This window comes from Sphingobacterium puteale (genome assembly GCF_050986225.1).
GTDB lineage: Bacteria > Bacteroidota > Bacteroidia > Sphingobacteriales > Sphingobacteriaceae > Sphingobacterium > Sphingobacterium puteale.
On sequence record NZ_CP158959.1, the window covers coordinates 2,983,445 to 3,005,088 of the forward strand.

At 38.6% G+C, this 21,644-nt stretch carries 15 protein-coding genes; 6 read left to right on the forward strand and 9 right to left on the reverse strand.

The window, feature by feature from the left end; all coding sequences use genetic code 11:
• Nucleotides 1-2 precede the first annotated feature (2 nt).
• Together ABTV71_RS12505 and ABTV71_RS12510 are read right to left on the reverse strand one after the other, a co-directional pair.
• Nucleotides 3-377, reverse strand: coding sequence for a DUF2809 domain-containing protein (locus ABTV71_RS12505; protein ID WP_433903383.1), 375 nt, complete (start codon nt 375-377; stop codon nt 3-5).
• A 23-nt stretch (nt 378-400) separates the two neighbouring features.
• Complete coding sequence (locus ABTV71_RS12510; RefSeq protein ID WP_121124631.1) at nt 401-1,069, reverse strand: Imm19 family immunity protein; 669 nt, start codon at nt 1,067-1,069, stop codon at nt 401-403.
• Nucleotides 1,070-1,259: 190 nt separating this feature from the next.
• On the opposite strand from ABTV71_RS12510, the gene ABTV71_RS12515 reads away from it, so the two are divergent.
• Nucleotides 1,260-2,360, forward strand: coding sequence for a hypothetical protein (locus tag ABTV71_RS12515; RefSeq protein WP_433903384.1), 1,101 nt, complete (start codon nt 1,260-1,262; stop codon nt 2,358-2,360).
• Nucleotides 2,361-2,392: 32 nt separating this feature from the next.
• On the opposite strand, the gene ABTV71_RS12520 is transcribed toward ABTV71_RS12515, so the two are convergent.
• Entirely contained in the window at nt 2,393-2,917 is a 525-nt protein-coding gene (locus tag ABTV71_RS12520) for a hypothetical protein (RefSeq protein WP_433903385.1), read from the reverse strand.
• A 73-nt stretch (nt 2,918-2,990) separates the two neighbouring features.
• Complete coding sequence (locus tag ABTV71_RS12525; RefSeq protein WP_121124634.1) at nt 2,991-3,509, reverse strand: hypothetical protein; 519 nt, start codon at nt 3,507-3,509, stop codon at nt 2,991-2,993.
• A 126-nt stretch (nt 3,510-3,635) separates the two neighbouring features.
• Between ABTV71_RS12525 and ABTV71_RS12530 the strand changes: the two genes are divergently transcribed.
• A complete protein-coding gene (locus ABTV71_RS12530) occupies nt 3,636-4,457 on the forward strand; it encodes a hypothetical protein (RefSeq protein ID WP_433903386.1) in 822 nt (273 codons plus the stop codon).
• A gap of 3 nt (nt 4,458-4,460) precedes the next feature.
• Here the strand turns inward: ABTV71_RS12530 and ABTV71_RS12535 are convergent, their stop codons facing one another.
• Nucleotides 4,461-5,795 (reverse strand): GH1 family beta-glucosidase, encoded by a 1,335-nt coding sequence (locus ABTV71_RS12535; RefSeq protein WP_433903387.1) that lies wholly within the window; start codon nt 5,793-5,795, stop codon nt 4,461-4,463.
• Nucleotides 5,796-6,233: 438 nt separating this feature from the next.
• Between ABTV71_RS12535 and ABTV71_RS12540 the strand changes: the two genes are divergently transcribed.
• A complete protein-coding gene (locus tag ABTV71_RS12540; protein WP_433903388.1) occupies nt 6,234-12,083 on the forward strand; it encodes an MG2 domain-containing protein in 5,850 nt (1,949 codons plus the stop codon).
• 509 nt (nt 12,084-12,592) lie between these two features.
• On the opposite strand, the gene ABTV71_RS12545 is transcribed toward ABTV71_RS12540, so the two are convergent.
• Together ABTV71_RS12545 and ABTV71_RS12550 are read right to left on the reverse strand one after the other, a co-directional pair.
• Nucleotides 12,593-13,315 carry an SIMPL domain-containing protein gene (locus tag ABTV71_RS12545; protein WP_121124638.1) on the reverse strand — a complete coding sequence of 241 codons (723 nt, stop codon included), beginning with the start codon at nt 13,313-13,315 and terminating at the stop codon, nt 12,593-12,595.
• A gap of 158 nt (nt 13,316-13,473) precedes the next feature.
• On the reverse strand, nt 13,474-13,980 hold the full coding sequence (locus ABTV71_RS12550; RefSeq protein WP_121124639.1) for an RNA polymerase sigma factor: 507 nt from the start codon (nt 13,978-13,980) through the stop codon (nt 13,474-13,476).
• A 371-nt stretch (nt 13,981-14,351) separates the two neighbouring features.
• Here ABTV71_RS12550 and ABTV71_RS12555 point away from each other — a divergent pair, with 371 nt between their 5' ends.
• The 3 genes from ABTV71_RS12555 (at nt 14,352) to ABTV71_RS12565 (ending at nt 17,892) form a co-directional block, all read left to right on the forward strand.
• A complete protein-coding gene (locus tag ABTV71_RS12555; RefSeq protein WP_433903389.1) occupies nt 14,352-15,050 on the forward strand; it encodes a hypothetical protein in 699 nt (232 codons plus the stop codon).
• A gap of 9 nt (nt 15,051-15,059) precedes the next feature.
• The gene (locus ABTV71_RS12560; protein ID WP_433903390.1) at nt 15,060-15,722 is read left to right on the forward strand and encodes a response regulator; all 663 of its coding nucleotides are present in this window, start codon (nt 15,060-15,062) and stop codon (nt 15,720-15,722) included.
• A gap of 151 nt (nt 15,723-15,873) precedes the next feature.
• Nucleotides 15,874-17,892, forward strand: a complete 2,019-nt coding sequence (locus ABTV71_RS12565) for a glycoside hydrolase family 43 protein (RefSeq protein WP_433903391.1) — start codon at nt 15,874-15,876, stop codon at nt 17,890-17,892.
• 686 nt (nt 17,893-18,578) lie between these two features.
• Here ABTV71_RS12565 and ABTV71_RS12570 read toward each other — a convergent pair.
• The gene (locus tag ABTV71_RS12570; protein WP_433903392.1) at nt 18,579-20,753 is read right to left on the reverse strand and encodes a GAF domain-containing sensor histidine kinase; all 2,175 of its coding nucleotides are present in this window, start codon (nt 20,751-20,753) and stop codon (nt 18,579-18,581) included.
• A gap of 174 nt (nt 20,754-20,927) precedes the next feature.
• Nucleotides 20,928-21,545: a hypothetical protein gene (locus ABTV71_RS12575; RefSeq protein WP_433903393.1), complete on the reverse strand. Its 618-nt coding sequence runs from the start codon at nt 21,543-21,545 to the stop codon at nt 20,928-20,930.
• Between the last annotated feature and the right edge of the window lie 99 nt (nt 21,546-21,644).

Consider the following 21,644-nt stretch of genomic DNA (forward strand, 5'->3'; position numbering starts at 1 on the left):
TTTCACTTTTTCGGACCTGAATGAACAGATCGCTCCAATAAAACAGCAAAAAAAGCACCGGCGATATAAGCGAGCAGATCAGACCAGAGAAAACCTTGGCCAAATAGTAATCGCAGAAGCGGATGGCTGCGGGCACTGATCAATAATGGATGTTGTACCAGTTGTAAAAACTCGATTAAGAAACAAAATACAAGGGTAGTTACATAACAAAAGTTGAACGATCGGTGGAAAAAAATAAACCTGCATACCCAATAGATCATAAAGGCATACAGACTATCGCCAATAAAAAGAGGGATAAACGCTACTTTTCGCGATAACAATCCTAAGGCTACTGTTATGCACATTAAAATCAGGTAGTGAGCTCTTTTGAATTTCATCGGTACAATTAAATAGTTTGAACCTATTCATGTCGTTTTTTTTGAACGAATTTTGCCAGTAATTTATTTATTGTCATAATATTCTCTGTATGGGTAGGATATTGGTTGATATTTCTGACACTATGGTTTTGTGTATTGATTTGGCCGACGCGTTCTTGTTTTATAAATCCATTCGCCATTATTAATCCATTTGTGATGCAATTAGCGATGTATGTCGCATGATCGCTCAATGCCGGTAAAGCTGGCAAATGTTGCATTATCAATGCGTGGGTCTCCTGTTTCTGCTCGGTTGTAATACCCAGCATAGGCAAAAATAACATGAAGAGAAGCGGAAAGCATGCAAAAGATTTTAGTTCATCCAAGGTGAAAAACCATGCCTCAAAATGTCCTCCTAAATTACCTATATAGGTATCGTTGAGAAAAAATACGATTTCATGGGTTCGGAATTGAATATGAAACGATAATTCTTCCGTCAGTTCGCCTTGTACAGATCGCAGGATTTCGTTATTGATACTTGCCGGAAAAAATTGCTGTTTCCAATTTGCAAAAGCCAGCTCATCAATTTGCAGTACTTCCAGGGCTTCATCCATATTTAATTCGTTGTCAATGTCATAACCTTGGAACCAACATAAATAATAATACCAAAAAAATAGGCTGTCCTCTAATTCCTTAACCGAAATACTTTTGTCCATATGATGTATCGGATTGATGGTTAAATATAGAAAGAAATTTATTGTACGGAATAAAAAAAAACATTTCGAAAATGAAGTGAGATCGGGTTCGATAGATTTTGGTCGAAGTGATCTGTATAAGAATGTATTTTAACGATTTTTGGCATTTATTGTAATGACTATTTTATATTTTAGGGTAATCATTTGACTTATGGCAAAAATATTATTTGTGTTAGGCTTCTTTTTTAGTTGCAACATACTATTTGCTCAGATTCGCATCATTGATAGTCTGAGTGGTGAACCTGTGCCCTTAGTGAATATTTATACAGAAGATGGTACATTATTGTGTGTAGCGAATACGAAAGGGGAGTTCGAACTGGATTCGCTTAGGCAGAATGCAAGCTCAAAGATCATATTACAGCATATTTCTTATAATAATTATCAGGAATTGAGTTCGGAGCTGCGTAAGGAGAAGCTGATCAAATTGATTCCACGTAGTATTAAAATAAATGAGGTCGCTATCGGAGATAAGAGTCAGTATGATTATCTTATTTTGAAGGGATATTTTAGAAATACCACTTTTTTCAATAAGCGTACACGTTATTTCTACGACGGAATTATAGAATATTATATTCCGTTGAAAAACAAAAATGGGAAGGTCTATCATCGGGTTTTGGATTACCGGATTTTTGAGGACTCCATCGCTACGCAGAATTTTATAGAAGTGATGGGAAATTTTTGGCAATGGAAGCCACATGTGATGCGCATGAAGGCGCAGTCTGTTGCGAATGATCTTCCTTCAAAATTTGTTCTGGTTCCGGATAAAGGGCGGAAAATCATCCGGACGGGTAATCTGAATACAGGATATATCCAAAAAACAGCCCGTGGTGATGTACAAGTATATTTTGATATTATCCCACCCAATAGCCAAAAAGAAGTAAGCTTCTTTAAGATCAAAGGGCAGCAATATACTGGGGTAACCATGGAAAATTATTCGCCGACAAATCTCGATCAACCTGAACAGGGGAAGTTGGTCAGCAGGGTGGTAATGAATGTCGGTGCTATTAAGAGAGGCCGTAAATCGGAATTTGTCCCTTTTGATTTTTTGAGCGAGTTTTATACAAAGGAACGTCGATTCATGACGAAAGAAGAATTCAAGAACGTAAAGAAAGAGGTTACTTCAGGTCTTTGGCTCGAATTAAAAAGCCGTTATACAAGCAAATTTTGGTTAGACAATACTAAATTCGGCATCCCACCGATGAATCCTTTTATTGAGAAAAAGTTTGGCAAAGAACTGCTGGAACTAAAGTAAGCTTGGATGCTGTACTCTTGCTAAAAAGAGGATTACCTATTTCTAACAATAACAGTATCGTTGTTGTTATTATAACGCAAATGTGCTAGAAGATCCAACTTTTTCAAGCTTTCTGATAAATCTTTTTGGATTTTTCGGTATCTACCCTTGGTAATACTAAGTTCAAGCGCAGTAGAAAGCATTTTCACGCGATTGCCATCTTCATCCAACGGATAGATAAAAAAATAACGTGACCGACCCGTATATTTTGTTGAAAACGTCCGATGGGTAAAGGTGTCATAGGTCGGACCTACGACAAATTCATGATCTATATAGTGAAATGATTGGGACTGTTGAAAGTTTTGGCGGAGTTCCACACGATCGGCATAGATGGTTAATTTGGTTCCAAATCTTTCGTAAAGGCAATAGCAAAAGAAGAGAAAGGAAAATAAAGCAAAGCCTATAAAAACCAAGGAAAAATCCCTTTCGACAAATATGAAATAGCAAAGCCCTACCCAGATGATGAGAGGAGATATCATATAAAATGTCCATTGATTATTGGGATAGTATACCTTCACGTATTATTTTTTATTCTATTTAAAATCTTGTTGTTATTTTGGATCAGGTCGAGAACGTTAATCTGTTTCAGTTTTAAAGCTTCCTTGTGTAAGACATGGTCTCGATAGGATTACCAAAGATCTTCTTGCTACCTTTTTGTTGGACGAAGGATCTTTGCTGCGCTATTTCGGCAGCAATCCCGTAAATGATTTGCATATCCTGTTGGGGGTGGATCGTTATGATTAACTGTCCTTGCCGGTCGAAAAGCTGAAGCTGATTAACCAATGAATGGTTTATTTTCATGCTATAAATGTCTTCTAGGAGGATGTCCTGATCCGGTTTCCTCTTTTGTTTGATCAGTATATGCTGAGAATCGATATGTACTTCTATTTTGGGGTTAATTATCTGAAGGATCACAACAAATGGACCAATAACAATGATGGCGACCAAGAAGCCCAGCCCTTTCGCTGAGCCAAAGTCATTGACAGCATCAGCCATACGATTTATGCCACCATAGATAAGGCTGAAAATAGTAAAAACAATAATCAAATAGCTAAATCCAAAGATTAAGCCCTTTTTAACGTTATGTGATTTAAATTGAAAAGTCTTCATAAGTCAAATTCTCACTGTTTATCTTCCCTTTTAATATTCATTAATTGGATAAATATAAATATCTTTATCCAATTAATGCTATATAAGCGAACAAGAAAGCAATCATTATTTTAAAAGCGCTGAAACTTGGGAAACAGTATCCAAATCGAACGGAAAAATTTAAGTAAAAAGGGGAATTATTTCATATTGGTATTGTATGGACTTATTTTCACTGTAGGCTTGCTTTCTGTTTTTTTGGAGTGGAAATCAGGTATCGTTTCTGTCGTCTGTGCGATTGCTAGCTATTTTCTGAATCGCAAAATAAATCTGATCGTATATCTGAAATGGTTTTCCATTGCTTTGGTTCTGTTGGGACTGCTCGTATCCTGGTTGTTACAGCTGTCTTTTTGGATGTTTATCCTTCAATTTCTGGCATTAAGTTGTGTTCATGCTCTGGTAGCTCTAATAGCGACTATTCGGGATGATCATACGGACATTATTTTTTCACTGAATGCGGATAACTTCTCTTGTCTCTGTCCCGGAGGTGATTATAAAGGGTATGCTCTTAACCCAATGGGGTATAGGAAATACTTTAAGACAAAGGATATTGATAGCATTCAACAGGACGAGCGTGGATTGCTTATTGTTGTAAAAGGAGAGATTTTGCGACCACGGGAATTAACAACATCTGAAATAGCACAAATTTTAGCCTATTTCAATGCCGAGGAGTTTAACGTGGTCGCGGCTATTCCTACTTGTGATATTCATCAGGCTGAGACCGAATTAGCATGGGTGAAAATTCTGGTCATTGGTGTTCCAGTTATGTTGGGTTCGCTGTCGGCTTACTTTTTTGGTGATAACGGACGAAATACAGTCGTCAGTATGATCAGTTTATTATTGCCCTTCCTGTTGATTCCGCTGCTGTTGAAACTGTTCAATAGATGGAAACGTCGGTCAGAAAAGAAGTAAGGATTATTTTAGAAAATTAGCATACCAGTGACCTGAGGATTTTATAATGCGTTGCTGGTTTTGAAAATCTACATATACCAACCCAAATCGTGGCCGATATCCTTCCGCCCATTCAAAATTGTCTAAAAAAGTCCAGACAAAGTAGCCTTTCACATTTACGCCTTCTTCTTTTGCCTGATAGACATGTTGTATGGCTTCCTGCAGGTAGTTCAATCTTTTGGGGTCATGTACCTGTCCATGCTCAATCTGGTCCTTAAAAGCAGCACCATTTTCGGTGACAATGAGTGGGGGGATATTAGGGTAGCTGCTGAATTTTTTCAGCATTTGATAAATGGAGCTGGGGTATACTTCCCAGTTCATTTCGGTCATTTCAACTTTACGTTCCTTGGCTGTTACGATCTTTGCCTGAAGATAGGGAACAAACATGGCGTAACGAATCATCTCACGGGTATAATTTTGAATACCGATAAAGTCCATATCAAACTTTAAATCGTTCTCATCACCCGGTTTGATGTATTTTTCAATTCGATTGAGAATTTTGATTTCCTGTGTGGGGTAGCCCATACCCAGTAATGGCTCGATAAACAATCTATTGAGTAATACATCGGCTTTTTTTGCCGCAATCACATCTTTTTCTCTTGCTGTGAAGGGTTCAACATGGGAACAGGAAAAAGTCGTGCCCACCCGACTGTCCGGTTGTAAGGATTTTATGATCCTAGCGCCATGGGCTTGTGCTAATGCAGCATGATGAGCCGCCGCAAGAAAGTTGCCCAAACCTTTTCTTTCCGGAGCATGTACACCAAAGAAGTATCCTGCAGCCGTAAATACGGTTGGCTCATTAAGCACCATCCAATTTTTTACACGATCTCCATAACGGGCAACACATGTGGATACAAATTCACCAAACCAATCTTTGACTTCACGGTTGACCCAACCACCTTTTTTTTCTAAGGCATGGGGGAGATCCCAGTGATATAGAGTAACCCAAGGTGTAATCCCCAGTTCCAGTGAGAGGTCGATCAGGCGATCATAGAAATCCATACCTGACTGATTGGGCTGCCCAATACCATTCGGTAGGATACGGCTCCAGGATAAGGAAAAACGATAGTTAGGAATATGCATACCTTGCATTAATGCCAGATCCTGCATGTAACGGTTGTAGAAATCACAGGCCTGATCGCCATGTTGATTTTGAAATATACGGTTTCTTTTCTTTACAAAGATATCCCATATAGAAGGGCCTTTGCCATGTTGATCATGTGCCCCCTCGATTTGATAGGCTGCGGTAGACACACCCCACATAAAATCTTTGCCAAAGGCATCTTTGGTTAAATGCATTTATCGAAATATAGCTATCGGATGTGTCATCCGACCTGAATATGAATTAATTTTTGTGGAATCTTAGTGGTGAATAGAATGAACTGAACCGACCTAAAAAGATTCTAAATATAATCCGTTGGAAAAAATAGTTGATCGTTTTCATAATTGATACATTAAAGTGTTAACTGCATTAATTATTCTATTATAAAGGAACGAAACTGATATTAACTGGATATGAATTATTTATTAAATATATAAAAAAATATTGATTTATCATTTAGTGATACCTAGCAATCAAATTGTACAATATCAGTCTTAAAAATAAAAGAAATAGAATATGCTTCAGCATGTATGTCCTCAGGAAAGTATTTTTTTTAACAGTTATGGAATATGCTAATTTATCGCATCCTTTCGAAAAAAAACAGGATATTTAATAAATATTTAGCGTCATATTTTATGAAAAAATATATTTGGTTATTGTTGATATGTATCCCGGTCTTGGGATTTTCACAGGAGCTTGGTTCACACAAGCAGTTGACAAAGTGGGACGAAGTCGAACGGCTTATTTCCATAAAAAACTATGAGCAGACGTTACCCTTATTAGCCGATATCAAAGCCGAAGCTAGACGCGCCAAGGATCATGCTGAATGGATACGGGCATTTTTGGCGGAGAGCAAAGTATTGGAAGTAAATCAATCCGGGGATTCTACTTTTCTGCGTATTCAGAATCATTTTGATGACAATATCCGGACAGCTGAAAAGGTAGAAAAAGCGGTCCTTCAAAATTTTTATGCTAGCTATCTATTTTCCAATATCAACCAGTATGCAAGTAAAAGCCAAAACAAATTTGTGGCAAAAGATGCAAAAGGTAAAATACAGATGATAGATTCTATTTTTCGTCTGTCAATTTCGGATACAAACGGATTGAGTACCCAACCCATAACACGTTGGAAAGGTCTGTTTGTCGAAATCCGGAACCTCAGTCTGAATCCTACACTGTACCATTTTCTAAGCTACCAATACCTAGATTTTTTGAATACATTAAAGGGTGTCAACAGAACTAATAGAGATAAACTTGAAGAGAGATTGTTAACGATCAGTACCGAAAATAATTATCTGGATGCACGTAGCTATATCATGTCCAAAGATTGGAAATGGAATCATATCGAAGAAAGAGTGGACGAGTACTTGAAAAATATAGCGAGCAATAAAAGTGACTATAACGCTTTTTTATTGTATCAGATAGCGACGGCTTTCAATGATATCGGAAAGAAGCCTACGGCAGTTACCTATCTTGAAAAAGCCTTACAAGAGTACCCAAAATCGCCTTGGATTTCGAATGCCGTTAATTTAATGAAGGAAATTAAGAAGGCTTCCATTACCTTAAATTACAAGAGAACGGCACCGACTGACGAATACGTACCGGTCCAAATCTATCACACAAATGTAGACAGCCTTTATATCAAGGTGTATAATACAAGCCTGATGCCGAGGCGTTCAAAGAACTATACGGTAAAATATGATTCCCTTAATTATCGGACGACCCTAGATGCGTTGCTGGTCTATGAGGAACAAGTTCCATTGAAAGCGTTTGTTGATTATACGACGCACAGTACAATTTATAAAATTAATCCCCTTAAAGCGGGTACTTATACCATTTTGGTCGGGAATAATAAGTTTTTTCACGATAATGGGCAGGATAAGGATGTCGCTGTATCCCAGGTTATCATTTCAGATGTATTTATACCCGGAAATATAGCTGTAAAATCTACCGATGAGTTTATATATTCGGGGTTGTTATTGAATAGAAAAACCGGAGCACCCTATACCAATCAAAGCGCAACATTGTACCAGCTTGTAGACAATGCTCTTCCTAAATTGATCGCGCAATTAAAGACCAATGCTGTTGGCGAATTCAGCTTTAAGGCGACTTACTCGCCCGAAAATGAGGGTTACCTACGTAATCATGCATTATTGCTATCTGGGGAAAAAACATTAATTCCTTTGGATAACGAAAATCAAGTCTATTATCAAAACAACCTACGCCAATCAGCCGAAAGCAATAATAAGCGGAATATGCGTGCACTCAGCTTGTTGGATAGAGCAATCTACCGACCGGGTCAAATCGTTTATTTTAAGACAATTCTTTACGATGATCATGTACAGCAGGGCAAGGTTTTAGAAAAGCAGAGTGTTAAAATTTATTTGCAGGATGCCAATCGCCAGAAAATCGACTCGATGAACTTGACAACAAATCTGTTTGGGTCTGCCAACGCGAGTTTCCAGCTGCCGTCAAAGGCATTGAATGGAAACTATAACCTCTTGGTATTTTATGGCTCAAAACAGCTTGATCAACACTATTTCCGGGTCGAAGAATATAAGCGACCGACATTTGAAGTAGTTTTTGAGCCGAATAAAATGACTTATACAGCAAAAGATACTGCAATATTTGTTGGCAAAGCAGAGAGTTTGGCTGGCGTATCGCTAGTCGGTGCCACAGTCAAGTATAAAGTATCATTCTATCATGTGAAGGAAGAAAAGAATATTGTTTATAGCGATTCAACAACAACAGTTGATGAAAAAGGAAATTTTTACATTCGGGTACCCCTGGTGGATAGCCAGTTTGCCGGACTGAAAGACTATGTATTGACATATCAGGCTGAGGTGGTGAATCAGACAGGGGAGATGCAATCGGCTTCCGGCGGTTATGTTTATTCGTCCCGTCCATGGCAGCTGCAGATTCAGGTTCCTGCTCTTATGGAAGAAAAGAAATGGCGCGATATTACGATCTTAAAACAAAATCAAAATGGTTTTCCGATGAAATTCGACGGAAAGGTCACGATTTATAAGTTGGAAGATACCAGCATTCCTTTGACAGCGGAATACCGGGAAAGTTTTGGAAGGGCAGAATATCATCTGCTTTCAAAAGAGCTTTATAGTAAGTATTTTCCACTTTATTTTGATCCGGTCTCGCTCCAAAAAGAAGAGAAAAAGATTAAGATAGCCAGTTATGATTTAGATGACGAAGATACGAGTAAGATCATACTTGACTCATTAAAATTCAACTGGGGAAGATACGAGATCGAAGCCATTAGTATACGGGATGGGGATACCGTACGGGCGGTCGGCTATACGAATTTATACCGGTCGAAAGATAAGAAATTAAAAGAGCAAGAGTTTTTCACTTACCGGTTGGATAAAGACAGATATAAGATTGGTGATCGGGTCACCATCATGCTGCAGACTGATGTGAAAAATGCAAGGAAACTGTTGTTAATGCGCGAGAGAAATTCGCAAAAATTAGATACAAAAATCCTGAATTGGAAAAATGGTCGTATTGACTATCAATTTGTATTGGATGAAAAAGATGTCATCGGTCAATTACAGCTGAATGCACTTTTTGTTGTCAATAATCAACTGATGCTGTCACAAATTATAATTCCTGTTTTTCAACAGAATAAGGAGTTAACGATTCAAACCAGGACATTTCGCGATAAAATAAAGCCCGGTCAAAAAGAAAAATGGAGCTTTATGGTAAAACAGGAGGATAAACCAATAGCGACAGAAGTGTTGGCAACGATGTATGACGCCTCGTTGGATGCATTTGCCAGTAATGCTTTCGGTTCTTTTCAGTTGCGTTATCCTTATTATCCAAGGTCCAATTATTACTACATCAACAATGCTTTTAGACAACAGATCAGTTCAAGAAACATGTTTATCTCTTATTACTTCGGTCCTGATGCCGATAATCAACGAGATCAGATTTATGACTATGGTTTGTTATCAAACCGCGGGGGCTATAGGGGCAGCGTTCTGGAGCGGGACGACTCCTTATATGAAGTAGTAGATAACCAAGCGTACATGTCAACCGTGAGTATGTACGACGAGTTGCGGGATCCGGGACTGCGGGCCGAAGTTGGCGCGATACGCATCCGCGGTGCTGCAAGTGTAGCAAAACAGTCTCGACCTTTACCTGCCTCTGCGTTGTTGAATGAACCGCCAGTTATGGGGATTACAGCAAATGAGAAGCTTGCCGAATTTGGAATGGGTGCTATTGAAATGGACGCCGCCGCAGATAATCCGTTAAAGCAGATTAAGGCACGTACCAATCTTCAGGAAACGGCTTTCTTCTTTCCCAATTTATATACCGATGAAGCGGGTAATATCAGTTTTGAATTTGATAGTCCCGAAGCATTGACAAAATGGAAATTGTTACTTTTTGCGCATACTCAGGAGTTGGCATCAGCTGGAGGTACCTATTTTACACAAACACAAAAACAGCTGATGGTGCGCCCGAATATTCCACGCTATTTTAGAACCAATGACCAGATTACGATCAAGGCGCAAATTCAAAATTTGACGAAGGAGCGTATGCAGGTAAATACAACAATAGAACTTATTGATCCACGGAATAATCAGGTCGTTTCGGCCGCTTTTCGCGTTGACTCCGTGTTAAAAAACTTTAGTGTGGCAGCATCCAATAACACAACCGCGGAATGGACATTGAAAATCCCAGCTGAATATCCAACAATTCAGGTTCGTATTGTTGCAGCAGGCAAGGAGTTTTCTGATGGTGAAATTATTGAAATTCCGGTATTACCGAATAAAATTCTGGTTGCTGATTCGGAAAAAATTATTCTAAAAGCAGGAGAGTCCAAAACATATACATTAAAAGGAAATGCGAAGGACAACCTCATGGGGAGGGTACAGGTACAAAGCAATCCCATACTGGAAATACTTTCGGCACTGGACTATCTGAAAAACTATCCCTATGAATGTAATGAACAACTGAGCAGCAAATGGTTTGGTCTCAAAATGGCGCAATACATACAGCTACATTATCCAGCAGTGACGGACTATTTCAAGAAATTGGATGTCGGATCAAAAAAAGGACGATTAGAAGAGAATAGCAGTTTAGAGGAATTTAAAATGGAAGAAATGCCCTGGTTACGGGACATGCAGGGAGATAAGGAACGGTTGAAAGCAATAGCAGCGTTTTTTAACATTGATATACAATCTGAAATCAGTGCCATTGAACAGAAGATAAAAAATAATCAGTCAAAAGATGGTTCGTTTGCTTGGTTTGACGGAGGACAGGCCAATACTGAAATCAGCATCCGTATGCTGGAAATCTTTGGTAAGGTACTCTATTTGGACAGAACCTTGGTCAACAGTGATATGCGAGACCTTGCTTTAAAGCTTACGCAATACCTTGATCGCGATCCGGCCATATTTTCGCCCAAAGCCAGTGTCAATGTGGGAATAGACTATTTATTTGCACGCAGGTATTGGACTGAATTCAATCCTTTCCCACAAGATTCACTTCGATTAGTACAGCATAAAATGCTTAATTCCTCCTTAAGCAGTGCCGGTCTAAGTGCTGGACTGGCAGCTAAAGCATGGATTGTTAACCAGCTCTTTGGACAAGGTAAACAAAGTATGGAAATCAAAAATAGACTTGATCAAGAGGCTATTGTCGATGCACAAAAAGGAATGTATTGGAAAAGTAATTTGAATCAATACAATAAAATTAGTTTACAATCTTATCTTGTGGAAGCTTACAAACTAAATGATCCGGCCAAGCTAAATGAAATTACTCAATGGATCTATTATAACAAACAGGCCAATCATTGGTATAGCACCTGGATGACAGCAGATGCCCTATATGCGTTGTTATTGGCAAACAATCCGAAGGATTTTGTTACTGGGAACACCGTGCGTGTTTGGGTGAATAAGGAAGAGGCTGACCTCAGCAACAATGTTCTGGGAGAAGTCAGTAAGCAATTTGATCGAGCGGAACTGCAAACTGATAAGGCTATTCAAATACAAAACCACAATGATAGAGTTATTTTCGGGAGTATTGTCCATCAGTATTTTGCTGATCTCGACCAGGTGAAATCCAGTACCAATGCGCTCTCGGTTCAGAAAGTATATCTGATAGAGCGGAAAGGGGAATGGGTAGAATCCAAGGAAGCTAAGTTGGGCGAACGGATCAAAGTTAGGATTACAGTGATCAATGATGACCCTATTCAATATGTTCATCTGAAAGATAGCCGCCCGGCCGGTGTAGAACCCGTCTATAGCCCTTCTGGATACCAATGGCGAAAAGGGTATTATTTTAGTTTGAAAGATGCATCGACAAATTACTTTATGGATCGCCTGTCAAAGGGAAAATCCACCTATGAGTATGAGGTTAAAGCGAACAATCCGGGCACATTTAATTCGGGAATCACTACGGTAGGATGTATGTATGATCCCGCTATTAATGCACATAGTGCAAATACCATATTGACCATTATTCCTTAATCGAAATTGCAATAAAAGATCTGCTTCCGAATTATTCGAAAGTAGATCTTTTTATGCTATTATTGCTCACTGATTTCAAAAGACATGTCCCGTACTTCAAATATAACTTTGCCTTGATACGTGGTATCGAAATCAATTTCTGGAACGTGACAGTTCAAAAGTTGCAAAGGTAGAGTTGGGTTATATGGTCATAAAAGGATCTTCCGGTACTTTGTACGGTGGAATGGCAACTTTATTTGGTGGCTTGGTCAATCTTGACCAAAAATAAAGGTTATTACGGTGGTGGTCAAGTATCTTTTTTATTTGGTAGCTAGGGTAGGTCACTTTAAGCAAACGGCGCTTTCGCTCAAATTTGGTGTTGGAATTTTGCAACCGAGCTGAGTCTCAAAATCTAGCGAAAATGCCGTAAAAAAATACTGAAAATATCATGTCCCCAAAAAGTTGTACACGCTTTGGGACATGATATTTTCAGTATTAGACGGGAACGATCGTATTCTACAGCGGGTATGCTATTTTATTTCAAATTCGGTATATATCGTCCTTTTAAATTCAAGTACCTCCGGAGCTATCTTAAATCCCTCGCCGCCATAAGCTTTATTAAATGTTTCCAGAGCCATTCCTGTTCTATACCCTGTAGATTCATTCGGGGCACTACCATCATTTGATAAAAATAGCAGCTTTCCAATCTTTACATCAGCTCTTGATGCCAACTTTTGAGCTGATTTTAGTGCATCATCATATGCGATGAGGTCGGCTTCCCGAAGAATACTATCGGCTTTTGAATGGTCAAATGAAATGGAGCCAATTCCACTGATTTTTGTTTCGAGTAATTTACCCGTTAATTCCGTGAATTTGGATAGATCGTGTAAAACAAAATCGATGGTCTGTTGCGCTTGATAACCGACAAATTTATTCGTATTTCCGATAAATTGATAGTCCTTGTTTGCCGAAACACTACTTGTTTTGATGTCTTCCTTTTTATTCCCATATTTTCCAAGTATGGCGATGACGCTGTCAACAGTATTTTGTGTTTCCCGTACCGCATCTACCATCCGCGGTTTTGTAAATGCTGTATTAATGGTAAGTGTAACTTGGTCAGGCATTATTCTAATCTTTCCCTCGCCGCTGACCCGTATCCGGTCTCTATTGTCACTGGAAACAGATTGGCAGGATATCATCAATAATAAACCACTACTGACGACTAGCGATAATAACTTTATTTTATGTCTCATATCGTAACGACTATTAAGCTGGATTTTATAAGTAATTATTCTAATATACTAAATATTGGTGACAGCACCTGCGGGCCTGAGCAGTATAAAACAAAAAAATATAAAAAAAAAGCAGACACGATAATTGCGTCTGCTTTGGTATAAATAGTTTCTGCTCTTTAATAAATACTTTTAGCATACGTTTTTAGTTGCTTCTGTAAAGATTTTCGAGCCATATGGATACGTGTTTTTACCGTTCCTTCCGGAATTTGCAAGTGCTCCGCTATTTCATAATATTTAAAACCTTCTAAAAATAATGCAAAAGCATTGTAATAATCTTTTGGTAATTTATTGAGCGCATGCTGTATGTCTGATGCCACAAAGTTATTTTCACCACGATTTGTTGTGATTTCATTTATATAACCAGTACTTATGTATTCGTTGCGGTAATTTTCTAACCGTTTATTGCGTGTATACTGATTAATATACGTATTCTTCATAATAATATATAACCAGGACATAAGCTTTGGGTGTTTTAAAAACTTTTCTATGGAAGATAATGATCTAACCATAGTTTCCTGCACTAAATCTTCTTTTTCATCTGGGTCGCTCGTAAATTGCGCCGCCAAATATTTTAATGTAGGTCTCTTTTCCTTAAACAGTTGATCGATTGTTGTATTTTCCATATTATCAATTTTAAGTGTTTATTAGTGCCAAGACTACTACAATTAGGGTGCTAGAAAAAACAGGTAAAAATTGTTTTTTTTAAATTTAAATTCGAGATATGTAATTTTGTTTCTAATTTAACTTGGTGTTTTATAGTACTTTAAGTTTATTTTGCTGGCATTGTTCGTTCCGGATGTTAGAGGTGAATTAAGGTGTTTTTTACTTTAACAACAAGTGTTTTCCTTATGAAATTCCATCCTTTATCCCATAGTACTACGTATTTATACGCAGTACTATAAACTATACAGGAATCTTTAACGGAGTTATCAGATTTTAAAAACTGTTCGAGCTTGATAATGGTTATTGATCATATTACGAAAAGCAATATACTATGGGGAACGATGACAAAAATTTATATATAGATCAATCACAGGAAAACGATGGGGGGCAGGATCTAAATCAGATCTGGGGAGGAAGTCAGGAAGATTTTTACAAATCCATAATCCGAAACCAGCAGGAAGACTTAGGACGTATAGGGCGTTATTTTAGAGATGAACTCGCGCAGGAATTATATGGAATGCGAATATCATTACAGAATTTTACAAATCGGCATGGTGACTTTGAAGAACTACGTTGTTTGCGTGATTCTCTAACTTCGTTAGTGATTGAATTACGAAACAAAGCTATTGTGCTTTATAATCCAATTTTGAATGATTTGGGAATTTTCCATGCAATTGATGAGGTCGTGAGCTCGTATAGACAAAAACTAGGCTTTAATATAGATATTATCCTCGATCCGGATTTAAAGGAACTTCATCATCATATTCAGGTGCATCTTTTTAAAATGCTTACCGCACTATTTGAATATCTGAAAGACGAGATGCCTATTCAGACGATTTCAATATCTGTACAACTCATTGATTTTGCTGTATTTATAAAAGTGTTGCCTTATTTTAAGGCGGATAACATACTGCAAAAAACCAGAAGCGCTGATAGCCCAATGCGACTAAAAAAAGTAATGGAGTTATATAGTGCTAAAATTATTAACGATACCGTTGAAAAAGGTATGATACTTAAATTAACGATTTAAAAAGACGATATGACAAAAATCCTATTGGTAGAGGACCATATGGTGGTACGTAATGGTATAAAATTGCTTCTGGAGTCCCAAGATAGTTTTAAGGTTGTTGGTGAGGCGTCCAATGGCAAAGAAGCGCTGGATTATCTGGATTCGAACCGAGATCTTCTGCCTGATATTGTATTGACGGATATTAGCATGGAAGAAATGGATGGGATTGCTCTTTTACAGGAGTTGCATCAACACCATAAAGATATAAAAGTGGTAATTCTCTCGATGCTGAACCAGATTAACTATGTCATTGAAGCATTTGAATATGGTCTTAGAGGGTATTTGCTAAAAAATGTTGGTTATAACGAGTTGCTTTTTGCACTTAATCATATTGCTGCTGGCGGTAGATATATGAGTGAGGAGATTTCAATGTTACTGCTGGAGCAGATACGCTCTGGTCAACGCTATGCGCAGCATGCGATGGGAATACAAACTGATTTCGAGATTTCCGAAAGGGAACTCGAGGTATTGGGACTTATTGCAGAAGGTTACACCAATATTGAAATTGCAGATAAGATTTTTTTGAGCAAACGTACTGTGGAGGGGCACCGGCAAAATCTAATAGATAAAGCTGGCGTGAAGAATACTGCACATTTGGTCAAGTTTGCCTTCGAGAATGGAATATTAAATTAATTTTCCATTCTCGATGGGTTCTTTTATACATCGGCTAAAAGTAAAAACCGAAAAAAGATACAAATTGATCCTTTATTGATACGATATCGCCTGTGATATTGTAAATATTTCTTCAATTTTAAGGTGTACTCAAATTGTATCGGTGAAACAGATGAAATTTACTGCATTTTTTTTTATGCTTTACGCTATACTGCCCCTGGGCTACCCAATGGGTAAGGATAGTATTGTCTCCGTTATGCATGATGCTGACGGAGGGGCTCGGTCACCTGAAAATGGAATTTTTCAGGCTGATCCCACGATCTTCTATCATGATGGTTATTACTATTTGTATGGCACTAATGGAGATGGTGATCAGCAATTGGGGTTTAAAGTGTACAAGTCAGAAGATTTAAAACATTGGCAGGGGCCGATAGGCGCAAAAGCAGGATTTGCATTAATTCAAGAGGATGTATTTGGAAGCACGGGATTCTGGGCACCACAGGTGTGGTCTGAGCAGGGAAAGTTTTACATGGCATATACTGCCGATGAAAAAATTGCGATCGCTGTCAGCGATTCCCCTATAGGTCCTTTTAAACAAAACGTTCCTAAGACTCTTATGGAGGGCGGAAAGCAGATCGATCCCTATGTATTCAGGGACAACGATGGTAAAAAATATTTGTTTCATGTCAGGTTAACGGAAGGAAACCGCATCTTCGTTGCTGAATTGAAAGATGATTACTCGGGGATTAAGGAAGAAACATTAAAAGAATGCCTACATGCGGAACTCCCTTGGGAGAATACCGCTGGATCCTCATGGCCGGTCAGCGAGGGCCCTACGGTTTTACGACAGGGTAAACGTTATTACATGTTTTATTCGGCCAATGATTTTAGAAATAAAGATTATGCTGTAGGCGTAGCTGTTGCTGACAATGTGTTTGGCCCTTGGAAAAAAATAGAAACAAATCCGCTATTAAGCCAAAATAACAGTGGATTTCCGGGCACCGGTCATGGCGATTTATTCCAAAAAGGGAAGCAGTGGTACTACATCTGTCATACGCATTTTTCTGAACAGCAAGTTGCTCCACGACGTACGGCGATAGTACCTGTCGATCTTGTCTCCTCGGAAGGGAGCGGGAGGATGACGCCTAAGTTTGACAGTGCTAAATTTAGATTACTTGAGACTGAAGATAAATCTGCTTCCTCCTTGGATGTCGCTTTCGGGGATCCATTTATTCTCTATGATAAACCCAGTGATCAATATTATCTGTATGGAACAGGGGGCACGGAAAATGGGTTTATAGCATACAGTTCAAAAGATCTCATCCAGTGGAAGGAAGTAGGGAAGGTATATGATGGAAGACAGCCTAAAGGGTGGGGAACAAAAGACTTTTGGGCGCCGGAAGTGTACTTGGTCAATGATAAATACTACATGTATTATAGTGCACACTGGAAGGAAAACCCCGGGGATAAATTGGAGAACTATCGCATTGGCGTGGCGGTTGCAGATAATCCGGCGGGACCATTTTTAGACCTGACAGGCAAGCCACTATTTGACCCCGGCTATCCCATTATCGATGCCAATGTTTTTAGGGATACTGACGGCAAAAATTATTTGTTTTACTCCCGTTGTTGCTATGAACATCCCGTTGCTTCTGAAATCGCCGACTGGGCTAAATCTAAATGGGGATATAAAGATATTGAGGAAAGCTGGGTTTATGGCGTTGAATTGGACAGCAGCATGCAGCAGGTCATTGGGCGTCCTGAACTGTTAATACGTCCACCGCTAAAGATGAATGATAAACAGTCCGAATGGGAAAGTCGTTCCGTATCTTCCGGCGAAATCAACAGAAGATGGACGGAAGGTTCATTTTTATTAAAAGCAAAAGGCCAATATTATATGATGTACTCCGCTAATTATTTTGCGGGAGCAAATTACGCCGTCGGCTATGCTACCTCCACATCTCCTTTGGGACGTTACAGCAAATCAGAAACCAATCCGATTATACAAAAAAATACCGATCACGGCGGAGTTATTTCAGGTACGGGACACAATAGTATTTTTAAAGATCGCGATGGAAAGCTGCGTTGTGTTTATCACGGGCGGACAACAAAAACAGGTGATAAGCGGATTGTCTTTATCCGGGATATTCGCTTCAATAAAGATAATCAATTACAAATCGAATCGGAATGACGCTCAATCAATGATTATTCCTGGATTTTTGACTTGTGTTTCGGTCGTATTTTTCTTTGCACGGTTGCTTTATTTCTTCGGTGATGTTGTCCTCCTGTATAGGAGCGCAAGTTAATTCAGCCTTCTTTTGCCGGTGAGAATGATCTAAATCTGCTTCGGTTACTACCATCGGATCGGTATTATTTGAAACAGGAATACTGGTCTCACTAAACAAACATTTTCGATACCATCTATTACTAAAATAATATGCAATAATCAAACCTTGTTTCACTATCGAATGCTGCAAAATCTTTTCCATTGTTCTCAACGATTGAATGAGTATGTATACTTTTATGCCTATTGCTTTAATAAAAGAACAATCAAAATGGGCAATTGGTTTAAATTAATTCGATTCAAACTACTTTCCAATGAAATTGGTTCTTCTAATGTTGGATTCTAGGATAAAATTGTCATGATAATATTAAACGCTTTAAATATCGCATTCATTGCTCTGATAACGCAACAGTCGGAACGCACGGAGGCATTAAATACCGGAAATTCGAATGAGTGGTACACAGAGCCGGGTATTTGGCTCTTTATCCTTATCTTTATATTTGTAATTACACTTGTTATTTACCGAAAATTAGTGAAGAAAAATTAATCTATACCCGTATTTTATCGTGTTTCTATCGTCAAGACGTATGGCATCAGTCATTGAGCATATGATCCGGAAAAGGTGCAACAATAGGGAAATAAAGGTGAACTGTTGTCCCGACACCAACCTTTGATTCGACTTGAATGCTTCCTCCAAGACGCTCCATGACACGCTTGACAAGAGATAAGCCGATGCCCGTTCCGGGAATCCCACCGACATTATCTGCCCGGGTAAACATTTCATAGATATGTGGTAGATGTTCTTCAGGGATGCCTATGCCGTTATCCTTGATGCAGTAATAGGTCATATCATCCTTGGTGCTACTCTCAATGTTGATCGTAGGTTTGTCGGACTGAGAAGAATATTTAATGGCATTTACAATAAGGTTGGTAAATATCTGATAGACAGCACTTTTTTCTCCCCATATTGGCAGCAATTGCCCAAAATGGGGCTCACAGTCTGCTGCATCATATAGCGTTTTATTTTCCTGAAAGATACGTTGTAGCGTGTAAGCCATAGGAAGCGGCTCTTTATCCAGAACACTTGCCCGATGTTGACTTAATTGTACCATACTGTTGATGATATCCTCAATATTGGCGACACTTCTGCTGAAATTCTGGTACCATTTGTTGGTTTTAGAAAGATCAATATTGTCGGAATGCTGTTGTAGAAATTGAATGCCCATTTTTAGTATTGACAAGGGATTTTTCAGGTCATGGGATAGTGTATAGGTAAACATTTCCAATTCATTGTTCAGACTCAGTAGTTCCTCATTAAGTAATTGTCTTTCTTTGAGTTTTCTGAATATGGATTCTTTAATAATTTGATTGAGACGCAAGACAAAATTGATTTCTGCATCGTTCCAAGGTTTGGCGACATCATAACGAACATCCTCCCAAATTTTTAGTTTCCCGGGTTCTTTAAGAGCTTTTCCGACCTGTCCTAGTTGCATCACACGACTTTGACTTGCTTTTCTGAACCATACAAGATAATAATCATTTTCGAGGCCAACCTTGAGATACATCAGTCCTGCAAAATTTAACTTTTCTTTGAAATGATGCTGGTGATTTAATCTAAAGTTGTAATCCTTAAACAATGCTTTATCACTATGTTGTTGGAGAAATTGAATGATTTCATAAAACAGTGATTTATGCGGTGTATGACGGTAGTTGAAGACATCGCCCTGATTAAAAATGGCAAGACCATCTGCATTGACCAGTTCGGTGAGCGTATCTATATGCTGGACTAATGCGCAGTTAACCATTTTGTTCTCGGACAAACTTTTTTTTAGCTCTTTTTCTGCCGAATTAAGAAGTTCTGTTCTTTCGAGCAGGTTTTGTTTTACGTGGCTTTCATACTTATTGGTAGCAGCCTGGATGGCAAAAGTACATAGTTTCCGTTGTTGCAGATCTACCTCTTTCTCATGGGTATGTTGAGCCACCACAAGTCCCCAGAATTCATCATCTATACAAATACGGAAAAACAACGCGCTCTGGACGCTGATCTTTTCAAGAAAAAGATGATGAAGTTGAGGAAGCGGGCGCAAAAGACTGGAAAGTGTGTCTATGCTATCTTCCATATACACAAAATGCTGATCAACTTTTTTGATGTTGGGAACATAACGATACGAATAGCTGCTATAATATTCCATCGCTTCTTGGGGCATGAAATCTCTGGAAAACTCTTTTCCTCTGAAATAAGGTTTACCGTCAGCGGTATGTTCGGCGATCACCTCACTATATCCGGTTTCCTGAATTTGAAGGACAAAAACACGATCGTAATTTAGTAATCTATTGATTGCTAAGCAAACCCTATCCCAGTTGTTAGGTTGGATTGTGTCGAGTAAAAAGTTAAATTCGTTTATTTTTTTTGCGGAAATATATTTTTTATGTTGTCGTTCCCATTCGATATAAAAATGACCTTGATATAGTTTGATTTTGAAATAGATACGTTCCTGATATACTTTTATGGGCAGGATATGACGTGACTGACTATTTTCACGCAATTCACTCATCACATCTGCGATCTTTTGAATAGCATCACCAAAAACCTTGGCAAAACCTTCAAAAAAATTCGTGCGTAATAGAACGTCGGTAGGCAGATTGGCTTTTTCAGCCGCGAATTCGCTCAGAGCTACAATAGTATATTGTTCATCCAAAACAACAAGACTGCCAAAATGCTGAAGTTTGATCGCATTTTGATTGTTAGATTGAAAATCAGTGTTCATAGTAACCCAAAAACTCCTTAAGATATATGCCTAAATATACGAAAAAATTAATACAAGTAGATTGTCTATCGGTGATTAATAGGATATTTTTATTGAAACAGATTATCTTATTTGAATTTATTTTCTTAAAAAATTAATAATATTAAGCGTTACCTTGGTCATCGTGGCTCCAATTTATGGTCTATTCGGACGTATTCGATCTGCGAGGCCTTTAACGAGGAGTTTCCATTGCGGATAAGAGGCCCCAATTTTCGCGGCCAACCCAATAATTAAGTTCCTGATATTGTCACCTAGGCCATGATTTTCCACGTTAATAATTTCATTACGTCCAGCATATTGAATTAATATGCTGTTGCGTCGTTGTTCTACTAGGAACGTTGAAGAGGAGATACCTTCAAAAAAATGGGAGGTATCTTTGTTGTCGGGATGTCTTGGATCAGGACAGGGTTTTAGTGTCAAAGCAAGTAGCTTATATTCAGTCGTTACATCTTGGGTAATATTGACTACATTTACCCAGTCATAGCCTTCACTGCTGGGCAGGCCGGGGCCGGGAATATTCAGTCTGATGTAGTCATGTAACGCAAGCGGACGGTCAATCGGAAAACCGTTGCTGTCGGTCAACTGAAAAGTCGTGGCAGGGATTTTTGCAAGTTCATACCAGTAATTGACATTCAGGAGATCGGTGCATACGGTCTCAAAGGCCAAGTCGGCCATTGCTGCACTCTCAAAATCAACTGACTCAAAGCAATCAAGCTTCTTTCCTTCTTTCTGTTCAGGAATAATATTTTTCATGCCTTTTTGATTAAGAACAGTGTTCGCTCTCATATGGTTTGAAAGAAATAGTGAATCATTGACGGGTAACGTAAGGATATCTGTCCGTTCGCTGTAAAT